Consider the following 19,239-nt stretch of genomic DNA (forward strand, 5'->3'; position numbering starts at 1 on the left):
ATCGCCCCACACGACAAGGAGCAGGGCTTTTTCTGGGGTGCGAATCTGGAAGTCGGGCGAACTGACCTGCGGGTGTCGCCTACGCCGTGGAATGCAGAACTCAAGGGCATCTTCGGCTATCGCACCGGCCCTTGGACACTTGCCGTCAATCCCAACTTCGACTGGAGCATTTCGCGAGGCGGTGGCCCAGTCACGTTCGACGTGGATGCCAAAGTGGCCTACGCGATCGATGCAAAAACGCAGATCGGTTTTGAAACCTACAACGAACTGGGGCCGCTTCGACACCTCGATTCCTTGAGTAAAAACAGCAAGACCTTGTTTGCTGTTGTCGATCATGAATTCACCGGCTTCGACGTGAACCTGGGCATCGGCAAAGGCATCACCAAAGAGGCCGACAAATGGACTCTGAAGTTCATTGTCGGCACGCACTTTTGAGCCTGCCCGGAGTCGAAGTCTGATCGCAGACGATGTCGGGAGGGCCGGGCTTCACCCGACGAAAACAATGAACCATCTCGCGTTGGACCGTGCTGCTTCTGGGCATCACGCTGGTGGCCATCGCTGGATTCGACGTCGTCTTCCTGCACCACACGGCCGTCGCAGCGCGTGCCGCGCTCCCGCCCGCCCAGGACATCGTCTTCGGTTCGGAAATCTCGTTCGCGCTCTATCTCTTTCCGTTGATGTTCGGCGGGATCGGTGTCAACATCATCTCGCACGTGATGGTGTCGCGTCTGATCAGCGTTGAAAAGCGGTTTGCCAGGGAACATCCGGACGGTTGAGCGCTCCTGTTTGGGAGACGATCACGTCACACGTTCGCTCACACGGCCGTTGCATACCTTCGAGGCTCCATCAACTTTTTTCACCAGGAGCGAGCCATGCCCAAATTCGTGATCGAACGTGCAATCGCCGGCGTCGGAGCGTCGAAGCCCGCTGAATTGCAAGCCATCTCGCAAAAATCGTGCGGCGTACTGCAGGAACTCGGGACCGGCGTGCAATGGGTCCAGAGCTATGTCACCGGCGACAAGATCTATTGCATCTACAACGCGGACGACGAGGCCCTGGTGCGCGAGCACGCGCGTCGCGGCGGCTTTCCGGCGGACAGCGTGGCGCGCGTCGTGACGGTCATCGATCCGACCACTGCCGAAGCATGAGTCCATCAAAACGGCAACCCCCATGGGCCTCGCCATCCACCTCCTCGGCGTACCGCGGGTCGAGCGCGACGGCAAAGTCGTGCCACAGCCGCGCGGCCTCAAGGTCTGGGGGCTGCTCGCCTATCTGGTTCGCAGCGCGCGCGCGACACGCCCCAGTCGAAGACAGCTGGCCGCACTGCTCTTCGAAGACGCCGACGACCCATCGGCGGCCCTGCGCTGGAACCTGAGCCAGCTGCGACGACTGCTCGGTGACGCCGGTCTGCGCGGCGAGTTGCTGGCGCTGTCGATCGAACCTCGGTCGTACGTCGATGTCGACGTCGTCGCTTCGGGCACCTGGGTCGAGGCGCTCAGTGCGCCGGGGCTCGGCCACGAACTGCTCGAAGGCATGAACTTCGCCAGCAGCCCGTCTTTCGAGGTCTGGCTGGCAACCGAGCGCCGCCATCTTCAGGCGACCACCGAGGCGGTGCTGCGCGAGGCCGCACTGGCGCGGCTCTCGGCGGGTGCCGCTGGCGAAGCGGCCGATCTGGCTGGCCGGCTGGTTCGCCAGAACCCGCTGGACGAAAACTACCAGGCGTTGCTGGTGCGCAGCCTCGCCGCCGCCGGGGACGGTGTCGGCGCGTCACGGCAGGTCGCCGCATGTCGCGAGCTGTTCCGACGCGAACTCGGCGTGGTGCCCGGCGCCACGCTCGACGCAGCGATGCGCACCGACACCGCCGCGCCGACCGCACGACCGGCGACCGGCCGGGCCGCCGCCATCGCGCAAATGGAAGCCGGTGAAGCGGCCATCGGCGCCGGTGTCCTCGATGCCGGCCTGCAGTGCCTGCGCCGCGCCATCGTCGAAGCCGACGCCACCGGCGATGCGGCGTTGCGTGCCCGCGCACGCGTAGCGCTCGGCGGCGCGCTGGTGCATGCGGCCCGCGGCCGCGACGAAGAAGGCGCGACCGCGTTGCATGAGGCGCTCACCTTCGGCCAACAGGCTTCACCGGCACACGCGGCAGCGGCCTGTCGGGAGCTTGGGTATGTCGAGTTCCTGCGCGGCCGATACGACCGCGCGCTGGCGTGGCTGCGACGGGCCGCGACGCTGGCGGGAACCGACCGTGCCGAGCAGGCCCGCATCGCAATCGTCCACGGCTCGGTATTGAGCGACACCGCGCACTATGCCGTCGCCCTCGGCCTGCTTCACAACGCCGTCGCACTGGCCGACGCCATCGGCGATGCGAAGCAGCTGGCTTACGCGCAATCGATGCTCGGTCGCGCGCTGCTCCTGTGCGGTGACTTGCCGGCCGCGACCGAGGTGCTCGATCGATCGGTCGAAGCGGCAAAAAAAAGCTGGACTGCCTTCGTACCCTGGCCACAGTCGCTCCGCGCCGAAATCGATCTGCTGCAAGGCAACGTCGACGCTGCCGCCGACCGCTTCGAGCATGCGTTCGCCCTGGGATGCCAGTTCGGCGACCCGTGCTGGGAAGGCATCGCCGGCCGCGGGCTCGGGCGCGTCGCCATCGCGCGCGGCGAGACAGCGCGCGCCGTCGAGATCCTGAGCGAGACCATCACGCGCTGCGTGCGGTTACCCGATGCCTATCTCTGGGGCAAGGGCTACGCGCTCGATGTCCTGTGCGGATTGGCCGTGGCCGAACGCTTGCCGCAAGCGCCTGCATGGGTCGACGAATTGCACTGCCTCGCCGCGCGCAGCGGCATGCGGGAACTCACGGTGCGGTCGTACCTGCATCGCACGGCGCTCGGCGACATGGCCAGCGGCAGCGCTGCGCGCATGCTGGCCGACGAGATCGACAACCCGACGCTGTCGGGCGATGTCGATCGCGCCGTCCAGGTCGAGAGCGGTGTCCGCATCAAGGCGCGCGCAATTGTGCCCGCAGCTTCTCGCCGATCTCCGGCCGCTCGAGAAACGGATCGGCCGGGTTCGTGATCGACACGATGTTCTCCATGCGGCTCTTCACGTTGCCCAGTGCCTTGGGGTGGCTGAAGACGTAGAACTGGTTGTCGCTGATCGCGGCAAACACCTTGTGCGCCACTTCGGCCGCGGTGATCTTGCCGCTGCTCACCGCCTTGTTGCTCATGGCCTGACCGATCAGCTGGCTCTTGGTGAGCTCTTCGTTCTTCGGCGCGTTCGGGCGATTGCGCTCGCTGCTGGTGATGCCGGTCGGAACGAAGTACGGGCACAGGAGGCTGGCGCCGATCTGGTCGGTGACGAGGTTCAGGTCTTGGTATAGCGTCTCTGTCAGGCTCACGACCGCGGCCTTGGCAGCGTTGTAGATGCCCATGTTCGGGGGCGTCAGCAGGCCGGCCATGCTGGCCGTGTTGGTGATGTGGCCGCGCCAGCTCGGGTCGGCGGCGGCCGCCTCCAACATCATCGGCGTGAAGAGGCGCACGCCGTGCACCACGCCCCAGACGTCGACGCCGAGCACCCATTCCCAGTCGGCCACGGTGTTCTCCCACACCAGCCCGCCTGCACCGACGCCCGCGTTGTTGAAGACGAAATGCGGCGCACCGAAGCGCGCCTTGACGTCGACCGCGAGCTGCTCCATTTGCGCCGCGTTGGCCACGTCGACCTTGCGCGCCAGCACCTGGACGCCAGCGGCTTCCATCTCGGCCTGCGCCTTGTCGAGCGCGTCCTGCTGCACGTCGACCAGCACGAGGTTCATGCCACGTGCGGCGCCGATGCGCGCGCATTCGAGGCCGAAGCCCGAGCCTGCGCCAGTGAGTACGGCGGTCTTTCCAATGAAGTCCTGAATCATGCGTTGTCTGCTTTCTTGAGTACGTAACCAATGCGGGGGAAATGAACGTGCAACGTGCCGGCGCGGTCGTCGGTACGCTCCAGCGTGTAATGCATGCGCGAAGCGGCAACGAGCTTGCCCACGGTCTCCTCGAGGCCGAAGCTTTCTGCGCGAATGGTGACCTGCGTGCCGAGCGGGATGCCGTGGTCGTCCTGGAAGGTGCTGTCCGTCAACAGTGAACCCGGCATTGATGCTTTGCCGACTGCGATGGCTTCGTCGGCGCTGAATTGGGTCGACTTGCCAGGGCCGATCGCCGCGATGCGGTCCATCCAGTCGACCACCGCGGGCGTCAGGTCGAGGATGCCTTTGACCGCCTCGATGCGACGCGTGTACCAGAGCGGGTGGTAGGCAGAAAAGTCGGCGATGCACGGCATTTCGCCGAGCAAAAAGGGCTTGTCGTCCAGCATGTCGGAGATGCGGCGCAGATACGACTTGTAGGCCCCCGCAGCATCGGCCGGGCGCAGTCGCGTCATGTTGCCGACGCTCATCTTGCCTCGGTCTTCGCCGAAGGCCTTGACGGCTTCGGGTGGCGCTTTGGCAAACACTTCTGCTGCGCCTTTGGGCTGCAGGTTCCAGGCCATCGCGGCCCAGAACACGGTGCTGTCGGCCCATTGCGCGAGGATGCGCGACATGCCTTTTTCTGGCTCGGGATACAGCGTCGGCTCGGGTGCGAGATGTTCGAGCACGTCGGCGATCAGGGCCGTGTCGCAGTAGACGTCGGCACCGATCTGCAGCACCGGCGTACGACGGTAGCCGCCGGTCAGCGGCAGCACATCGGGCTTGGGCATGATGGGCGGAATGAAAACCGACTTCCAGGGCAGCTTCTTGTGGCCGAGGATGAGTCGCAGCTTCTCGGAGAAGGGCGAGGCCGGGTAGTGGTGCAGGATGAGATCGGACATGTGTTCCTTGTGTCGGTTTTGTTCTGTGCGTTTTGCGATCAGTGCGGCATCGCGCGCTGCAGGATCGAATCGAAATCGACACCCGCGCCGAGCGTGCCGAAGGCCTGGCCCCAATCGCCGCCGAGACGCGATGCGCAAAAGGCACCGACGACGGCGGGCGGCGCGGTCTGGGCCAGCAAGGCGCCCTGCACTGCCAACGCGACGTCTTGCGCGAGGCGGCGCGCTTCGTTTTCCGATGCCAGCACCTCGATCCGCGAAGGCAGCGCATCGATCAAGCGATCGAGCGATGCATGCGCGCCTCGCGCCGGCGCAAGCTCTTGCGCGAGTGCCGCCGCGGCATCGCCTTTGCGCAGGCCGCGCAGCAGATCGAGAGCCATGATGTTGCCTGCGCCCTCCCAGATGGAATTGAGCGGCATCTCGCGATACACACGAGCCATGACGCCTTCGCCGCCCTCCTCCACGTAGCCGTTGCCGCCGAGACACTCCATCGCTTCCTGCGCGAAATGGCTGCCGCGCTTGCAGATCCAGAACTTGGCGACCGGCGTGAGGATGCGCGCCATCAGGCGCTCGTGTTCGTCCTGCGGATGATCGAAGGCGCGCGCCAGGCGAATGGCCAATGCGGTCGCCGCTTCGCTTTCGAGCGCGAGATCGGCCAGCACGTTCTTCATCAGCGGCTGCTCGATCAACGACTTGCCGAAAGCCTGGCGTTGCGCCGTGTGATTCAGCGCCAGTGAAAGCGCCTGCCGCATCAGTCCGCTGGTGCCGAGTGCGCAGTCGAGCCGCGTCATCGTGCCCATCTCGAGGATCTGCGGGATGCCACGCCCTTCTTCGCCAACGAGCCAGGCGCTGGCACCCCGGAACTCGACTTCGGAGCTGGCATTGGCCTTGTTGCCGAGCTTGTCTTTCAGGCGCTGGATGTGAATGGCGTTGTGCTCACCCTCCGGCAGCACGCGCGGCAGGAAAAAGCAGGTGAGTCCGGCCGGCGCTTGCGCCAACACCAGAAAGGCGTCGCACATCGGTGCCGAGAAAAACCACTTGTGGCCGGTGATTTCGTAGCGCTCGCCCCAGCCATCGCCTCCGACGCGTACGGCACGCGTCGTGTTCGCGCGCACATCGGAGCCGCCCTGCTTTTCGGTCATGCCCATGCCCATGGTCACGCCCGGCTTGTCCTTGAACGACTTGAGCGCAGGGTCGTACCAGAGGCTGCCGAGCTTGGCGCCCCAGTCCGCGTAGACAGCCGCATTGCTGCGCAGTGCAGGCGTGGCCGCGTAAGTCATCGAGATAGGGCAAAGGATCGAGGGCTCCAGCTCGGTGAAGAGCATGAAACCGGCGGCGCGCTTGACGTGCGCTGCCGGATTTGTTCCCCCCCAAGGCGTCCCATGCAACCCGGCCCCCACAGCGGCCTTCATTAACGCGTGGTAACTCGGATGAAACTCCACCTCGTCGATGCGCCGCCCAAAGTGATCATGCGTATGCAGCTGCGGCCCGTTGACATTGGCAAGCCGCGCATGCGTCTGCATCTCCGCGCTGCCGATCGTCTCGCCCAGCTCGTGCAAGCCGGCCGTCTGCAGCTCGGGCGCGTTGAACTTCAACGCATCGCGAAGCGGTCGATTGGTTTCGAACAGGTTGTAGCCCACCAGCGGAGAGGGCTGGTTGAAGACGTCGTGTGTCGTGTCCATGGCCGGCCTCCTCTTCGTTGTGCTGGTGGTGGGCTGGGCAGAATCAGCTCAATCGGCTCAGACAACAGATCAAATCAGCTTGACCAGTTGCTTGCCGAAGTTCTTGCCCTTCAGCAAACCCAGAAAAGCTTCCGGCGCGGCCTCGATGCCTTCGGCAATCGACTCGCGCGGCTTGAGCTTGCCGGTGCCGACCAACCCGCCCAGTTCGGCCAGCGCTTCCGGCCAGATTTCCATGTGTTCGCTGACGATAAAGCCTTCGAGCTTGACCCGATTGATGAGGAATAGCGCGGGGTTGGCGAGCGGCAACGGCGCGCCGTCGTAGCCGGCGATCATTCCGCACATCGCGATGCGCGCGAAGGCGTTGAGACGCAGCATGACCGCATCGAAGATGTAGCCGCCGACATTCTCGAAGTAACCGTCGATACCGTCGGGGCAGGCTTCCTTGAGTGCAGCACTCAGGCTCTTGACGTCGGGATGCTGCTTGTAGTCGATGCAGGCATCGAAGCCCAACTCTTCGACCACGTACTTGCATTTGTCCGGGCCGCCAGCGATGCCGACCACCCGGCAGCCGCGTGCCTTGGCGAGCGCGCCGAAAGCGCTACCGACCGCGCCCGAGGCTGCGGTGATGACAACCGTTTCACCCTCCTTCGGCGCGATGATTTTCACCAGTCCGTACCAAGCCGTGACGCCCGGCATGCCGACCGCGCCGAGGTAGTGAGACAGCGCAACGTGCGAGGTGTCGACCTTCTTCAGCGAGCCGGGTACAGAGCCGTCGACCACGCTGTATTGCTGCCAGCCGCCGAAGCCGACCACCTTGTCGCCGACCTGAAATTTAGGGTGCTTGCTCTCGACCACTTCGCCCGCGGTACCGCCTTGAAATACGGCGCCGGTCGGCTGGTTGGCCGTGTAGCTTTTCGAGTCGTTCATGCGACCACGCATGTACGGGTCGAGGCTCATGAAGTGATGACGCACCAGCACCTGGTTGTCGGCGAGCGGCGGCGTCTCTGCGGTCACCAGCTTGAAATTGCTGGCGGTCGCTTCGCCCTCAGGGCGGTTGTCGAGGTGGATCTGTTTATTGGTCGGCATGGAAATCTCTCGCTTCGAATGATTGGTCGTTGAAGTTCAGTCCGTCGACAGCGGTTGCATGCTGTTGACGGTTTTGGAATCGACCGGCAGACGCTTCACATACTTGAAGGTGCCGGTGGCGTGCGAGCAGGCGCGACCCTGCTCGTCGAAGATGGTGGCTTCGGTGAAAGCCATCGTCGCGGTGCGATGCATCAACCGGCCTTTGCCGACCAATGGCCCGCGGGCCGGTTGCATGAAGCTGGTTTTCATCTCGATGGTGACGACACCCATCTCGGGCTGCATGCTGCGCGCGGCAGCTGCCATCGTGACGTCCATCAACGTCATGCACGCGCCGCCGTGGGTCACGAAGAAGCTGTTCAGGTGTTCCGGCTGCGCCGTGTAGTGCAGCTCCGATTCACCGCCCTCGAAGCGCTCGAGCGTGAAGCCGAGGTGATCGACGAACGGAATGACGACGCCGAAAGAAAGACTCATGCCGCTGCCTCGCTCAGGATGCGCCGAGCACCACGCTCACGCCGCCATCGACCGCCAGCCACTGGCCGGTGATGTGCTTGCCGGCATCGCTAGCGTACAGCAGCGTGATGCCCTTCAGGTCTTCTTCATCGCCCAGACGGTTGAGCGGCGCCGCGGCGGCCATCTTCTCTTCGCCCAATTGCTTGATCAGCCCGGCCGCCAGTTTGGTCATGAAGAAACCGGGGCAGATCGCGTTCACGTTGATGTTGTAGCGGCCCCATTCGGCGGCCAGCGTTTGCGTAAAGCCGATCACCGCAGTCTTGGACGTGTTGTAGGCCAGCGTCTTCATGTCCGGCCCGTTGCCGTTCAGCCCGGCAATCGACGCGATGTTGATGATGCGGCCGGCCTTCTTGGGGATCATGTAGCTCTTGGCGACCTGCTGCGCAAGGATGAAGTAGCCGCGCACGTTGAGGTTCATGACCTTGTCCCAGGCTGCCACCGGATGGTCTTCGGCTGCAGCGCCCCAACTTGCGCCGGCGTTATTGACGAGGATGTCGATGGCGCCCATGCGCTCCAGCGTTTCGTCGGCCAGGCGTCGCGTGTCTTCTTCCTTCGAGCAATCTGCGGCGATCCAGCGTGCGTCGATGCCCGCGGCTTGCAGCTCCGCTGCGGCCTGTTCCAGGTCTTCGGCCTTGCGTGAACTCAACATGACGCGCGCGCCAGCCTCGCCGAGGGCATGCGCCATCTGCAAGCCGAGGCCGCGCGAGCCACCGGTGATGAGTGCGGTCTTGCCGGTGAGGTCGAACAGTTGTTGGGTGGTGCGTGCGGTCATGGGCGAGGTTCTCCGATGGTTTTAATAAGTCTCGATGGTTCTAGTGGGCCCGGAAGTCGAGCACGGCGCGCGATTCGCGCAGCGTTCCGAGCGTAGCGCTCACCTCTTTGTGCGTCGGGTGGACCAGATAAGCCTGCAGCGCCGCGGCGTCGTCGAACACCGAATAAAGCACCACGTCATGGTTGGCCTCCAAGCCCTCTGCGCGCGTCGCCACTTCAAACTCGCGCATGCCGGGCACGATGCCTTTGCAGGTGTCGAGCAACTGCTTGAAGTCCTGTGCCTTGGCCGCATCGAGCAGCTTCCACATCACGATATGTTTGATCATTGCCATGTCGTTCTCAGTCGAGTCGCGAGCGAACGTAGATGAGCACGAATCCGACCAGCGCGACCACGCCGCCAAGCACCGCCATCGACCATCCGAGCACAGGATTCGTGCGACCGGTCGCTATGCTGAGGGCCAGGACGAACAAGCCGACGTAGATCAGCACCCATGTCCACTTTTCGAGGGTGGCGTGTGATTTTTCCGTCATCAAAACGCGTCTTCAGGTAGTGCGGTGCAGGTAGGGTCACGGCTTTCCACCACGTTGAGCCAGGCGCCGATCTTGGGCAGTTCGTAATGGAAGAAGTAAGCGGCGGCGCCGACGCGTCCGGCCGTTGCGGCGTTCGACTGCGTCGCATCGACTTCGAGCGTCCGATGTGCCACGTCGAGCCATATCCAGGCCAGCACCGTGTGACCGAACGCCTGCATGTAAGGCACCGCGTTGGCGAGCGCGTCGTTCGGGTTGCCGGTCGACCAGGCGGCTTCGGTGGCGGTGCCGATGCGTTGCAACGCCGTGAGCAAGGCCTTGGCGTGGTCGGCGAGCGAAGGCACTTCGGATGCGCGACGCGCCGTGTCGGTCATGCGGCCGGCCAGCAACTTCAGGCCACGCCCGCCTTCCATGAGCACCTTGCGGCCCAGAAGATCGGCTGCCTGGATGCCGTGCGTGCCTTCGTGAATCATGTTCAGGCGGTTGTCGCGCCAATACTGCTCGACCGGGAAGTCGCGTGTGTAGCCATAGCCACCGTGGACCTGGATGGCCAGCGAATTGGCTTCGAGGCACCACTCGCTCGGCCAGCTCTTGGCAATGGGCGTCAGCACTTCGAGCAGCAGCCGCGCATCGTCGGCGCCCTGCGCGCCACCGGTTTTTTGTTCGTCGACCAGCTTGGCACAGTACAGCTCCAGCGCCAGCGCGCCTTCGCAGTACGCCTTTTGCGCAAGCAGCATGCGGCGCACGTCGGCGTGTTCGATGATGCGCACTTGTGGACTCGCCGAGTCTTTGACGGCTGCGCCCGGCCCGGCTGTCGCTCCATCGGTCGGCTTCTTCATGAGCCGTCCCTGCGGCCGCGCCTTGGCGTAGTCGAGCGAAGCGTAGTAGCCGGCCATGCCGAGCATTGTCGCGGCGGTGCCGACGCCGATGCGAGCCTCGTTCATCATGTGGAACATGCAGTGCAGGCCTTTGCCGGCCGAGCCGACGAGATAGCCCACGGCACCCGCGCGCTGGTCGACCGGGTACTTGCCCTCGCCGAAATTCAGCAGGGTATTGGTGGTGCCGCGCCAACCGAGCTTGTGGTTGAGGCCGGCCAACGCCACATCGTTGCGCTCACCGGTCAGGTTGCCGGCGGTGTCGACCATCTTCTTCGGCACGATAAAGAGCGAGATGCCGCGCGTGCCCGGCACCAGCTTGCCGTTTTCGTCCGGGATCTTGGCCAGCACGATATGAACGATGTTCTCGGTCAGCTCGTGGTCGCCCGACGAAATCCACATCTTGTTGCCGGTGAGCCGGTAGCGCGGCCCGAGCGGGTCGTTCTGGAAGTCGGCGCCATCGGGCACCGCACGCGTCACGACGTCGCTCAGCGACGATCCGGCCTGCGGCTCCGACAGGCACATGGTGCCGGCCCAGCGGCCGGAAAATTCGTTCTTGGCGAATACCCCTTTCTGCATCTCGGTGCCGTGCACCATCAACAGATTGGCATTGCCGCTGGTCAGCATGTTGGAGCCGATGCTGACCGACGCCATCGCAAAAAAACAGTTGGCAGCCGCGCTCAGGGTGTACGGCAACTGCATGCCGCCGATGTCGTAGTCCTGCGCCGCGCTCATCATCCCGGAGTCGACAAAGGCCTTGTGCGCGTCGTGCGTGGCCTGCGGCAGGATGACCTTTTCGCCGTCGAAGTGCGGCTCCTGCGTGTCGACCGTGCGATTGAACGGCGCGTACTTTTCGCGCGCGATGCGCTCGCAGGTGTCTAGCACCGCATCGAAGGTTTCGCGCGAGTGATCACTGAAACGTTCGCGCTGGTTGAGCGACTCGGCATCGAGCCAGTCGTAAAGGAGAAAGTCGAGGGTGGGACGGAGGCTCATGGCAATCTCGAGATAGAACGCCGACTACGACTCGGCCATATTCGTGAAACACCGCGGAACTGGCTCCGCCAGTCCGCCGGTGTTGCCCCCCGGCAGGGGGGAAGGCGAGCGACACGAAGTGCGCGAGCCTCTGGGGGGCGAGTCAAATGACCTCGAACACGCCCGCAGCGCCCATGCCGCCGCCGATGCACATTGTGACCAGCACTTTTTTGGCACCGCGGCGCTTGCCTTCGATGAGCGCGTGGCCGGTCAGGCGCTGGCCGCTCACGCCGTAGGGATGGCCGACGGCGATCGCGCCGCCATCGACGTTCAGCAGTTCCGCCGGGATGCCGAGCTTGTCGCGGCAGTAGATGACCTGCACCGCAAAGGCTTCGTTCAGTTCCCACAGGTCGATGTCGGCAACCGTCAGGCCGAGACGTTTCAACACCTTGGGAATGGCGAAGACCGGGCCGATGCCCATCTCGTCGGGCTCGCAACCTGCAACCGCGAAGCCGAGGAATCGACCGATCGGCTTCAGGCCCTTTTGCTCTGCGTACTTTTCGTGGACCAGCACGCAGGCGCCGCCGCCATCCGAAAACTGGCTGGCATTGCCGGCTGAAATCACACCGCCGGGCATGGCCGGGCGAATGCCGCTGATGCCTTCCCTGGTGGTGCCGGCGCGAATGCCTTCGTCGTTCTCGATGGTGACTTCTTTGGTGCGCAGACCGAGGACGGCGTCGGCCACACCGGCCAGCACGGTGATCGGCGCGATTTCATCCTTGAAGCGACCGGCTTCGAGCGCGGCGGTAGCCTTCTGCTGGCTGGCGGCGCCGTACTCGTCCATCGCCTCGCGGCCGATGTTGTAGCGTTTGGCGACCTGCTCGGCCGTTTGCAGCATGTTCCAGTAGATCTCCGGCTTCATCTTCATGAGCGCAGGGTCGGTGATCATGTGACGATTGGCTTCGTTCTGCACGCAGGAAATGCTCTCGACGCCACCGGCCACATAGACGTCGCCCTCGCCCGCAATGATGCGTTGAGCCGCAGTCGCGATGGTCTGCAGACCCGACGAGCAAAAGCGGTTGATGGTCATGCCCGACGTGGTGACCGGCAGGCCGGCGCGCAGGGCGATCTGTCGCGCGATGTTCGAACCGGTAGCGCCTTCAGGCGTGGCGCAACCCATGATGACGTCGTCCACCGAGGCCGGGTCGATGCCCGCGCGCTGCACGGCGTGCTGCACCGCGTGGCCGCCGAGGGTGGCGCCGTGCGTCATGTTGAAGGCACCTTTCCAGCTCTTGGCAAGCGGAGTACGGGCGGTGGAAACGATCACGGCGCTGGTCATGGGGATGTCCTTGCTAGAAGAATGAAACGGAAAATGGAACGAAGGAGGGACGAAAAAGAGCGAGAGCTCATAGAGCCGGCGTAAGACCGATCGGGCCCGACGCATTGATGAGAAGCTGACGATAGAACTTGATCATCTCGGCGTAGTTCGAAACCGAGATGCGCTCGTTGGTGCCGTGAAACCTGCTCAGGTCTTGAGGGCCGAGCCGCAATGGCGAAAAGCGATAGATGGCGTCGCTCACGATACTCATGTGGCGCGAGTCGGTGGCCGCCGTCATGAGCCCGGGAGCAACCACCGCTTCAGGAAACTCTTGCCGCAGCGTCTGCTGGATGGCTCGGTAGCCGGCGTTGTCGGTCGGCGAGATGGGCGATGGCTCGGCGTTGCCGGCATACGACTTCACCTGGATGGTGTCGTTGCCCAGCGCCTTGCGCATGTGCGCTTCGACGCTGGCCAGCGTATCGCCCGGCAACAGCCGGAAGTTGACCGCCGCGTCGACATGACCGGGCAGCACGTTGTCCTTGTTGCCCGCTTGCAGGATGGTCAGCGCGGTGGTCGTGCGCAGAGTGGCATTGGTGCTCGGGTTCTTTTCAAGCTGGCTCTTGACGAGCGGCGTCGTGAGCCAGAGGTTGGACAGCATGACCCGGTTGATGCCCTTCATTTCGGGCGCCAGCGTGGCGAACATCTCGCCGCCACACCACCGATCGAGGCCGGCATCTGGTCGTTCTCAAGACGCGCGAGTGCGGCGCCCATGGTGCCGATCGCACTGTGCGGCGGTGGCATCGACGAGTGGCCGGGGGCCGCGTCGAGCGACAGGAAGAAGGTGCCGTAACCCTTCTCCGCCAGGCCGACCAGTGCAGCCGGCCTGTCGAGTCCGCCGATCACGCCGTCGATGACCGCCAGCCCTTCGTCCAGCACCCAAGACAGCCGCACGGCCCGGGATTTAAGCAACTCGGCAATCGGCTTGGCGCCGCGCAAGCCATTCACTTCTTCGTCGTCGCCGGCAATGAGATAAACGGTCTGCTTCGGCTGAAATCCGCTGCCGATGAGCATCTCGATGGCTTCCATCTGAGACAACAGGTTGCCCTTGTTGTCCATGGTGCCGCGACCCCAGATGTAGCCGTCATGCACCAGGCCGCTGAACGGGTCCTGCGACCAACTCTTCTCTGTACCGGATGCAATGGGCACCACGTCCTGATGCGCCATCAGCGCGATCGGTGGTGCCTTGGCGTCGGTGCCAGCCCAGGTGTACAGCAACGCATGCTGCCCGATCACTTCCTTCTTCAGCGTGGCGTGCAACTTGGGGTATTGCTGCGCAAGCAACAAATGCAGCTTGTCGAACTCGGCAGCGTTCAGCGTCGGGTCGTCGGCACTCGCCACGGTGTGCAGCACGATCGCGCTCGACAGCCGCTTGGCGGCCGCTTCGGCGTCGATCGCCAGCTTGGCGACCGGTGCCACCGCGATCTGCCGCGACGGCGTCAGCCACGTCTTGCCTGCGACAGCGACGACGAGAACGCCCACCACCAGCAACAGCGCCAGAAGAATGCGTTTGATCATCGTGCGCTGTCGGGGTGACGGTGACGTCGGCAGTCCGGCTCGGGCACGCTCAACTGAAGCTCTTGCCTTCAGCCACTAGCTTCTGGATCAACGGCGCCGGCTGCCAAAAGCTCGCGTCGTCGAGCGGGTTCTTGGCAAAACGCTTCATCGATTCCGACACGTTGAACAGGCCGACCTGGCTGGCGTAGTGCATCGGGCCACCTCGGAAGATCGGGAAGCCATAGCCGGTGAGGTAGACCATGTCGATGTCGCCGGACTTGCTGGCGATGCCGTCCTCGAGAATGTGCGCACCTTCGTTGACCAGCGCATACACCAGACGCTGCACGATCTCGTCGTCCGAGATCTTGCGAGGTGTGATGCCTTCGTCCTTGCGGTGTTGCTCGATCATGTCCAGCACGAGCTTGCTCGGAATGGCATCGCGCTTGCCGGCCTGGTAGTCGTACCACCCTGCCCCGGTCTTCTGGCCGAAGCGACCGAGCTCGCACAGCTTGTCTGCGGTGCGGCTGTACTTCATGTCGGCGCGCTCGGTGGCGCGGCGCTTGCGAATCGCCCAGCCGATGTCGTTGCCGGCCAGGTCGCCCATGCGGAACGGGCCCATGGCAAAGCCGAACTTCTCGACCGCCTTGTCGACCTGTTGCGGCGTCGCGCCTTCGTCGATCAGGAAACCGGCCTGGCGGCTGTACTGCTCGATCATGCGGTTGCCGATGAAGCCGTCGCAGACGCCGGACACCACTGCGGTCTTCTTGATCTTCTTCGCGACGCCCATCACCGTAGCGAGTACGTCTTTGGCGGTGTCCTTGCCGCGAACGACCTCGAGCAGCTTCATCACGTTGGCCGGGCTGAAGAAGTGCATGCCGACCACGTCCTGCGGGCGCTTGGTGAAGGCTGCGATCTTGTCGACGTCGAGCGTGGAAGTGTTCGACGCGAGAATGGCGCCAGGCTTGGCGACGCGATCGAGTTCTTTGAACACCGCTTCTTTCACGCCGAGTTCTTCAAACACGGCTTCGATGATGAGGTCGCAGTCTTTCAGGTCGTCGTAGCTCAAGGTGGTGCTGAGCATCGCCATGCGCTGGTCGTACTTGTCTTGCTTGAGCTTGCCCTTCTTGACCTGCGATTCGTAGTTCTTCTTGATGGTGGCGATACCGCGGTCGAGTGCGTCCTGCTTCATTTCGAGGATCTTGACCGGCACGCCCGCGTTCAAGAAGTTCATCGAGATGCCGCCGCCCATGGTGCCGGCACCGATGACGCCGACCGACTTGACCGCGCGCTGAGGCGTGTCGTCAGCCACATCAGGGATCTTGCTGGCGGCACGCTCGGCCACGAAGAGGTGGCGCAATGCCAGCGACTCGGGAGTGAACATCAGCGCGGTGAACACGCGGCGCTCTTCAAGCATTCCCGCGTCGAACTTCATGGTCGTCGCGGCCTGCACGGCCTCGACGCACTTGAGCGGCGCCGGGTAGTTCTTCGACATGCCGGCGACCATATTTTTCGCGAACTGGAAGTAGGCGTCGCCTTGCGGATGCTTGCATGGCAGATTCCGTACCAGCGGCAGCGCGTCACCGGTCTTGCCGGCGACCGACTTGGCTAACTCGACGGCCTCGTCCATCAGCGATTCAGGCGACGACGCGAGCTTGTCGAACAGTTTCTGGCCCGGCAGGCTCGCCAGCACTTCGCTCTTGACGGCTTCACCGCTGACGATCATGTTGAGTGCGGTCTCGACGCCGAGCACGCGCGGCAGGCGCTGCGTGCCGCCAGCGCCGGGAATCAGGCCGAGCTTGACTTCAGGCAGCGCCACGCTGGTGCCGGGCGCCGCAATGCGGTAGTGGCAACCGAGTGCCAGTTCGAGCCCGCCGCCCATGCAGACCGAGTGAATCGCCGCGACGATGGGTTTGGCCGAGGCTTCGAGCGAGAGGATCACGCTCAGCAGATTGGGTTCTTGCAGCGCCTTGGGCGTGCCGAACTCCTTGATGTCGGCACCGCCGGAGAACGCCTTGCCGGCGCCGGTGAGCACGATCGACTTGACGGCCGGGTCGCCGTTTGCCTTGGCGAGGCCATCGGTGATGCCTATGCGCGTTGCGAAGCCGAGACCGTTGACCGGAGGGTTGGTCAGGGTGATCACGGCGACATCGCCGATCACTTTGTATTCAGCCGTCATGGCGCGTTCCTTAGGTGGGAATAAAAACTGGAGAAAAAAGCACGAGTGTTCTTTTCCTTGAAATTTTAGGCGTTTACGAACGCCCGGCAATCGGCTTCAGTCGCTGCGGGGACAAATCAACGAGAGGCTAAACCTCGAGCCATTCTTTTCGAGTGCCCGAATCTGCGCGCAGGCTGTCGGGCGTACCGTCGAAAACGATGCTGCCATGGCCCATGACCAGCACCCGATCGGAGATGCGCATGGCGATGGTCAACTTCTGTTCGATCAGCAAAACCGAGATGCCCTTGTCCTTGAGCGTCTTCAGATACTGCCCCACGAGCTCGACAATTTTGGGCGCCAGACCTTCGGTCGGCTCGTCGATGATGATGAGATCGGGGTCGCCCATCAGCGTGCGGCAGAGCGTAAGCATCTGCTGCTCGCCACCCGACAGTACGCCCGCCTCGGTGTGCTCCCGCTCTTTCAGGCGCGGGAACATTTCGTACATGTCGTTGAAGCTCCAGCGGCTGCCCTTGCCCGAACCCTTCTGGCCGAGCAACAGGTTTTGATGCACCGTGAGGTTCGAGAAAATGTCGCGGTTCTCCGGCACGTAGCCGATGCCCATGTGCGCAATCTCGTAGGCCTTTTTGCGCAGCATGTCCTGACCTTTCCAGTGCAGGCCGCCCTCGGCATGCACCAGGCCCATGATCGCCTTGGCGGTGGTCGAGCGGCCCGACCCGTTGCGACCCAGGAGCGCGACGATTTCGCCGGCGTTGACGTCGAAAGAAACGCCGTGCAGCACGTGGCTCTTGCCGTAGTAAGCGTTGATGTCTTGAAGTTTCAGCATGGTCAGTGGCCCCCTTGTGCATCGGCCACCGACGAGCCCAGATACGCCTCCTGCACACGCGCATTGGCGCGCACAGCGGCGGGAGTGTCGAAGGCGATGATCTCGCCATACACGACGACAGCAATTTTGTCGGCCAGGCCGAACACCACGCCCATGTCGTGCTCTACCGTCAGCAAGGTTTTGCCAATCGTCACCTGCTTGATGAGCGCGATGAAGTGAGACGTCTCGGTCTTGCTCATGCCGGCGGTCGGCTCGTCCAGCAGGATGACGCTGGCGCCACCCGCGATGGTCACGCCGATCTCTAGCGCACGCTGTTCTGCGTATGTGAGGTTCACCGCCAGCACATTGCGCTTTTTCTCCAGGCCCACTTGGCGCACCAGCTCTTCGGTGCGCTCGTTGGCATCGTGCATTTTCGACAGGAAGCGCAGGAACGTGTAGCCGGCACCCAGGCTCCACAACATGCCGCACCGCAGGTTCTCGAACACGCTCAGTTTCGGGAATATGTTGGTGATCTGGAAGCTGCGCGACAACCCCAGACGGTTGATCTCGTAAGGCTGTTTGCCGTCGATGCGCTGCCCGTGCAGGAGCACCTCGCCGGTGGTCGGCGCAAGCCGCCCGCTGATGAGGTTGAACAGCGTCGACTTGCCGGCGCCATTGGGTCCGATGATGGCGATGCGGTCGCCCGCGTCGATGGCCAGGTCAATGCCGCGAATGATTTCGGTCTTGCCGAAAGTCTTTGTCAGCGACTTGAGTTCCAGTGCGTGCGTCATGCCGTCTCCCGACGCTTGATTTCGAATTCGATTTCTTCCTGCGCCTTGCCCCACACCTTGACGTAGCGGCGCCGCACCACCTCGAAGAGTGCCAGGCCGACGACCAGCAACGCGACAGCAATGAGCCAGCTCTTAGGCGATGAAGTGTCGAGCTCGAAGGTCGCAAGTCGAACAGTCGGGCCGAGGGCCGCGTTCAACTGCATGTGATAGATCATTTCGACAATGGCAGCCGCACCCGCAACCATGACGGCCGCGGTCACGATGAGCCCGGCGTACAACGCGTAGAAGCGATGAAACTTGCCGAACAACGCGACGCGCACGTTCATCATGATCAGGCTGGCGACGCCGCCGGGCGCGAACATCACCATCAGCAAAAAGACAAGGCCCAGGTACAAAAGCCAGGCCTTGCTGAGTTCGGACAACAGCACAGATGCGAACACCAGCAGCACGGCGCCGATCATCGGGCCGAAGAAGAAGGTCGCGCCACCCAGAAAGGTGAAGAGCAGATAGCCGCCTGAACGAAGCCCGTTCAGGCTGTCGGCCGCATTCACGATCTCGAAGTTGATAGCCGCCAGTCCGCCGCCGATACCGGCGAAGAAGCCCGCGATGATGAACGAGAAGTAGCGCACCCGCTGCGTGCTGTAGCCGATGAACTCGACCCGCTCCGGGTTGTCGCGCACCGCGTTCAACATGCGTCCGAGCGGTGTGCCAGTGAAGGCGAACATCAGCCCGGTGCAGATGAAGCAATAGACCGCGATCAGGTAGTACACCTGGTTCTGCCGCTCGAAGGTGATGCCGAAAAGCGGCATGCCGTAGACCCGGTTGGTGGTGATACCGCCCTCGCCGCCGAAGAAAGTCGGGAACATCAGCGCCATGGCCGCGACCAGTTCGCCCAGGCCGAGCGTGATCATCGCGAAGGTGGTGCCCGACTTCTTGGTGCTGACATAGCCGAACAAGACGGCGAAGAACATGCCGCCCAGGCCACCGACCAGGGGAATGAGCACCAGCGGCACCGGCAGCGAGCCCTTGGCCGCGAGATTCATCGTGTGGATGGCGATGAACGAGCCGAGCCCGACGTACACGGCATGGCCGAAACTCAGCATGCCGCCCTGCCCCAGCAACATGTTGTAGCTCAGGCAGATGATGATGAGGTAGCCGATCTGCGACAGCATGGTGAGCGCCAGGCTGCTGGTGAATATCATCGGCGCGACGATGAGCGCGACGGCGAAGACAGACCAGACGACGATGCGTCCGACGTTCAGCGGCCTCCGTTGCTGTATTGCGGGCTCGTGTGCCGCCGGCTCATTCACCGTCGGCTTGGTTGCGATAGTGCTCATT

General features: G+C 63.5%; 17 protein-coding genes and 2 pseudogenes. 4 read left to right on the plus strand and 15 right to left on the minus strand.

All coding sequences use genetic code 11. The features are described 5' to 3' along the window. From RCH10_RS15520 to RCH10_RS15535, 4 genes and pseudogenes are all read left to right on the plus strand, one after another. Positions 1-435 (plus strand): annotated as a pseudogene (locus RCH10_RS15520) (hypothetical protein); the annotation flags it as partial. An 89-nt stretch (positions 436-524) separates the two neighbouring features. Then, positions 525-776, plus strand: a complete 252-nt coding sequence (locus RCH10_RS15525; RefSeq protein WP_409053083.1) for a hypothetical protein — start codon at positions 525-527, stop codon at positions 774-776. Positions 777-872: 96 nt separating this feature from the next. Then, on the plus strand, positions 873-1,148 hold the full coding sequence (locus tag RCH10_RS15530) for a DUF4242 domain-containing protein (RefSeq protein WP_323502379.1): 276 nt from the start codon (positions 873-875) through the stop codon (positions 1,146-1,148). Positions 1,149-1,170: 22 nt separating this feature from the next. Continuing rightward, complete coding sequence (locus RCH10_RS15535) at positions 1,171-3,072, plus strand: BTAD domain-containing putative transcriptional regulator (RefSeq protein ID WP_409053084.1); 1,902 nt, start codon at positions 1,171-1,173, stop codon at positions 3,070-3,072. Here the strand turns inward: RCH10_RS15535 and RCH10_RS15540 are convergent. The 15 genes and pseudogenes from RCH10_RS15540 to RCH10_RS15610 form a co-directional block, all read right to left on the minus strand. Next, the gene (locus RCH10_RS15540; protein ID WP_409053085.1) at positions 2,996-3,901 is read right to left on the minus strand and encodes an SDR family oxidoreductase; all 906 of its coding nucleotides are present in this window, start codon (positions 3,899-3,901) and stop codon (positions 2,996-2,998) included. The genes RCH10_RS15535 and RCH10_RS15540 overlap by 77 nt on opposite strands. Then, the gene (locus RCH10_RS15545; protein ID WP_409053086.1) at positions 3,898-4,839 is read right to left on the minus strand and encodes a glutathione S-transferase family protein; all 942 of its coding nucleotides are present in this window, start codon (positions 4,837-4,839) and stop codon (positions 3,898-3,900) included. The genes RCH10_RS15540 and RCH10_RS15545 overlap by 4 nt, the downstream gene beginning before the upstream one ends. A gap of 38 nt (positions 4,840-4,877) precedes the next feature. Beyond that, complete coding sequence (locus RCH10_RS15550; RefSeq protein WP_409053087.1) at positions 4,878-6,518, minus strand: isovaleryl-CoA dehydrogenase; 1,641 nt, start codon at positions 6,516-6,518, stop codon at positions 4,878-4,880. 69 nt (positions 6,519-6,587) lie between these two features. Then, entirely contained in the window at positions 6,588-7,604 is a 1,017-nt protein-coding gene (locus RCH10_RS15555) for an NADP-dependent oxidoreductase (protein ID WP_409053088.1), read from the minus strand. A 36-nt stretch (positions 7,605-7,640) separates the two neighbouring features. Next, entirely contained in the window at positions 7,641-8,075 is a 435-nt protein-coding gene (locus RCH10_RS15560) for a PaaI family thioesterase (RefSeq protein WP_187051853.1), read from the minus strand. 13 nt (positions 8,076-8,088) lie between these two features. After that, positions 8,089-8,886 carry an SDR family oxidoreductase gene (locus RCH10_RS15565; RefSeq protein WP_409053089.1) on the minus strand — a complete coding sequence of 266 codons (798 nt, stop codon included), beginning with the start codon at positions 8,884-8,886 and terminating at the stop codon, positions 8,089-8,091. 40 nt (positions 8,887-8,926) lie between these two features. Beyond that, entirely contained in the window at positions 8,927-9,217 is a 291-nt protein-coding gene (locus RCH10_RS15570) for a Dabb family protein (RefSeq protein WP_409053090.1), read from the minus strand. Positions 9,218-9,224: 7 nt separating this feature from the next. Next, complete coding sequence (locus RCH10_RS15575) at positions 9,225-9,416, minus strand: hypothetical protein (RefSeq protein WP_409053091.1); 192 nt, start codon at positions 9,414-9,416, stop codon at positions 9,225-9,227. After that, positions 9,416-11,281, minus strand: a complete 1,866-nt coding sequence (locus tag RCH10_RS15580; protein ID WP_409053092.1) for an acyl-CoA dehydrogenase — start codon at positions 11,279-11,281, stop codon at positions 9,416-9,418. Before RCH10_RS15580 ends, RCH10_RS15575 begins: the two co-directional genes overlap by 1 nt. A gap of 142 nt (positions 11,282-11,423) precedes the next feature. Then, positions 11,424-12,599 carry an acetyl-CoA C-acyltransferase gene (locus RCH10_RS15585; RefSeq protein ID WP_409053093.1) on the minus strand — a complete coding sequence of 392 codons (1,176 nt, stop codon included), beginning with the start codon at positions 12,597-12,599 and terminating at the stop codon, positions 11,424-11,426. Positions 12,600-12,666: 67 nt separating this feature from the next. Next, positions 12,667-14,153, minus strand: a pseudogene (locus RCH10_RS15590) (M20 family peptidase). Positions 14,154-14,202: 49 nt separating this feature from the next. Further along, the gene (locus RCH10_RS15595) at positions 14,203-16,308 is read right to left on the minus strand and encodes a 3-hydroxyacyl-CoA dehydrogenase NAD-binding domain-containing protein (protein ID WP_409053094.1); all 2,106 of its coding nucleotides are present in this window, start codon (positions 16,306-16,308) and stop codon (positions 14,203-14,205) included. 127 nt (positions 16,309-16,435) lie between these two features. After that, positions 16,436-17,131, minus strand: coding sequence for an ABC transporter ATP-binding protein (locus RCH10_RS15600; RefSeq protein WP_187051846.1), 696 nt, complete (start codon positions 17,129-17,131; stop codon positions 16,436-16,438). A 2-nt stretch (positions 17,132-17,133) separates the two neighbouring features. Beyond that, a complete protein-coding gene (locus RCH10_RS15605; protein WP_409053095.1) occupies positions 17,134-17,901 on the minus strand; it encodes an ABC transporter ATP-binding protein in 768 nt (255 codons plus the stop codon). Then, the gene (locus RCH10_RS15610; protein WP_409053096.1) at positions 17,898-19,238 is read right to left on the minus strand and encodes a branched-chain amino acid ABC transporter permease; all 1,341 of its coding nucleotides are present in this window, start codon (positions 19,236-19,238) and stop codon (positions 17,898-17,900) included. The genes RCH10_RS15605 and RCH10_RS15610 overlap by 4 nt, the downstream gene beginning before the upstream one ends. Position 19,239 lies beyond the last annotated feature (1 nt).

The sequence above is a fragment of the Variovorax sp. GrIS 2.14 genome, from assembly GCF_046115955.1.
Classification (GTDB): domain Bacteria; phylum Pseudomonadota; class Gammaproteobacteria; order Burkholderiales; family Burkholderiaceae_C; genus Variovorax.

What these genes read in the sequence shown, in the direction of transcription:
- RCH10_RS15595 (WP_409053094.1), bottom strand. Translation starts at nt 16,308, where the DNA reads ATGACGGCTGAATACAAAGTGATCGGCGATGTCGCCGTGATCACCCTG.
- RCH10_RS15580 (WP_409053092.1), bottom strand. Translation starts at nt 11,281, where the DNA reads ATGAGCCTCCGTCCCACCCTCGACTTTCTCCTTTACGACTGGCTCGAT.
- RCH10_RS15600 (WP_187051846.1), bottom strand. Translation starts at nt 17,131, where the DNA reads ATGCTGAAACTTCAAGACATCAACGCTTACTACGGCAAGAGCCACGTG.
- RCH10_RS15585 (WP_409053093.1), bottom strand. Translation starts at nt 12,599, where the DNA reads ATGACCAGCGCCGTGATCGTTTCCACCGCCCGTACTCCGCTTGCCAAG.
- RCH10_RS15535 (WP_409053084.1), top strand. Translation starts at nt 1,171, where the DNA reads ATGGGCCTCGCCATCCACCTCCTCGGCGTACCGCGGGTCGAGCGCGAC.
- RCH10_RS15530 (WP_323502379.1), top strand. Translation starts at nt 873, where the DNA reads ATGCCCAAATTCGTGATCGAACGTGCAATCGCCGGCGTCGGAGCGTCG.
- RCH10_RS15540 (WP_409053085.1), bottom strand. Translation starts at nt 3,901, where the DNA reads ATGATTCAGGACTTCATTGGAAAGACCGCCGTACTCACTGGCGCAGGC.
- RCH10_RS15565 (WP_409053089.1), bottom strand. Translation starts at nt 8,886, where the DNA reads ATGACCGCACGCACCACCCAACAACTGTTCGACCTCACCGGCAAGACC.
- RCH10_RS15610 (WP_409053096.1), bottom strand. Translation starts at nt 19,238, where the DNA reads ATGAGCACTATCGCAACCAAGCCGACGGTGAATGAGCCGGCGGCACAC.
- RCH10_RS15560 (WP_187051853.1), bottom strand. Translation starts at nt 8,075, where the DNA reads ATGAGTCTTTCTTTCGGCGTCGTCATTCCGTTCGTCGATCACCTCGGC.
- RCH10_RS15605 (WP_409053095.1), bottom strand. Translation starts at nt 17,901, where the DNA reads ATGACGCACGCACTGGAACTCAAGTCGCTGACAAAGACTTTCGGCAAG.
- RCH10_RS15570 (WP_409053090.1), bottom strand. Translation starts at nt 9,217, where the DNA reads ATGGCAATGATCAAACATATCGTGATGTGGAAGCTGCTCGATGCGGCC.
- RCH10_RS15575 (WP_409053091.1), bottom strand. Translation starts at nt 9,416, where the DNA reads ATGACGGAAAAATCACACGCCACCCTCGAAAAGTGGACATGGGTGCTG.
- RCH10_RS15555 (WP_409053088.1), bottom strand. Translation starts at nt 7,604, where the DNA reads ATGCCGACCAATAAACAGATCCACCTCGACAACCGCCCTGAGGGCGAA.
- RCH10_RS15545 (WP_409053086.1), bottom strand. Translation starts at nt 4,839, where the DNA reads ATGTCCGATCTCATCCTGCACCACTACCCGGCCTCGCCCTTCTCCGAG.
- RCH10_RS15550 (WP_409053087.1), bottom strand. Translation starts at nt 6,518, where the DNA reads ATGGACACGACACACGACGTCTTCAACCAGCCCTCTCCGCTGGTGGGC.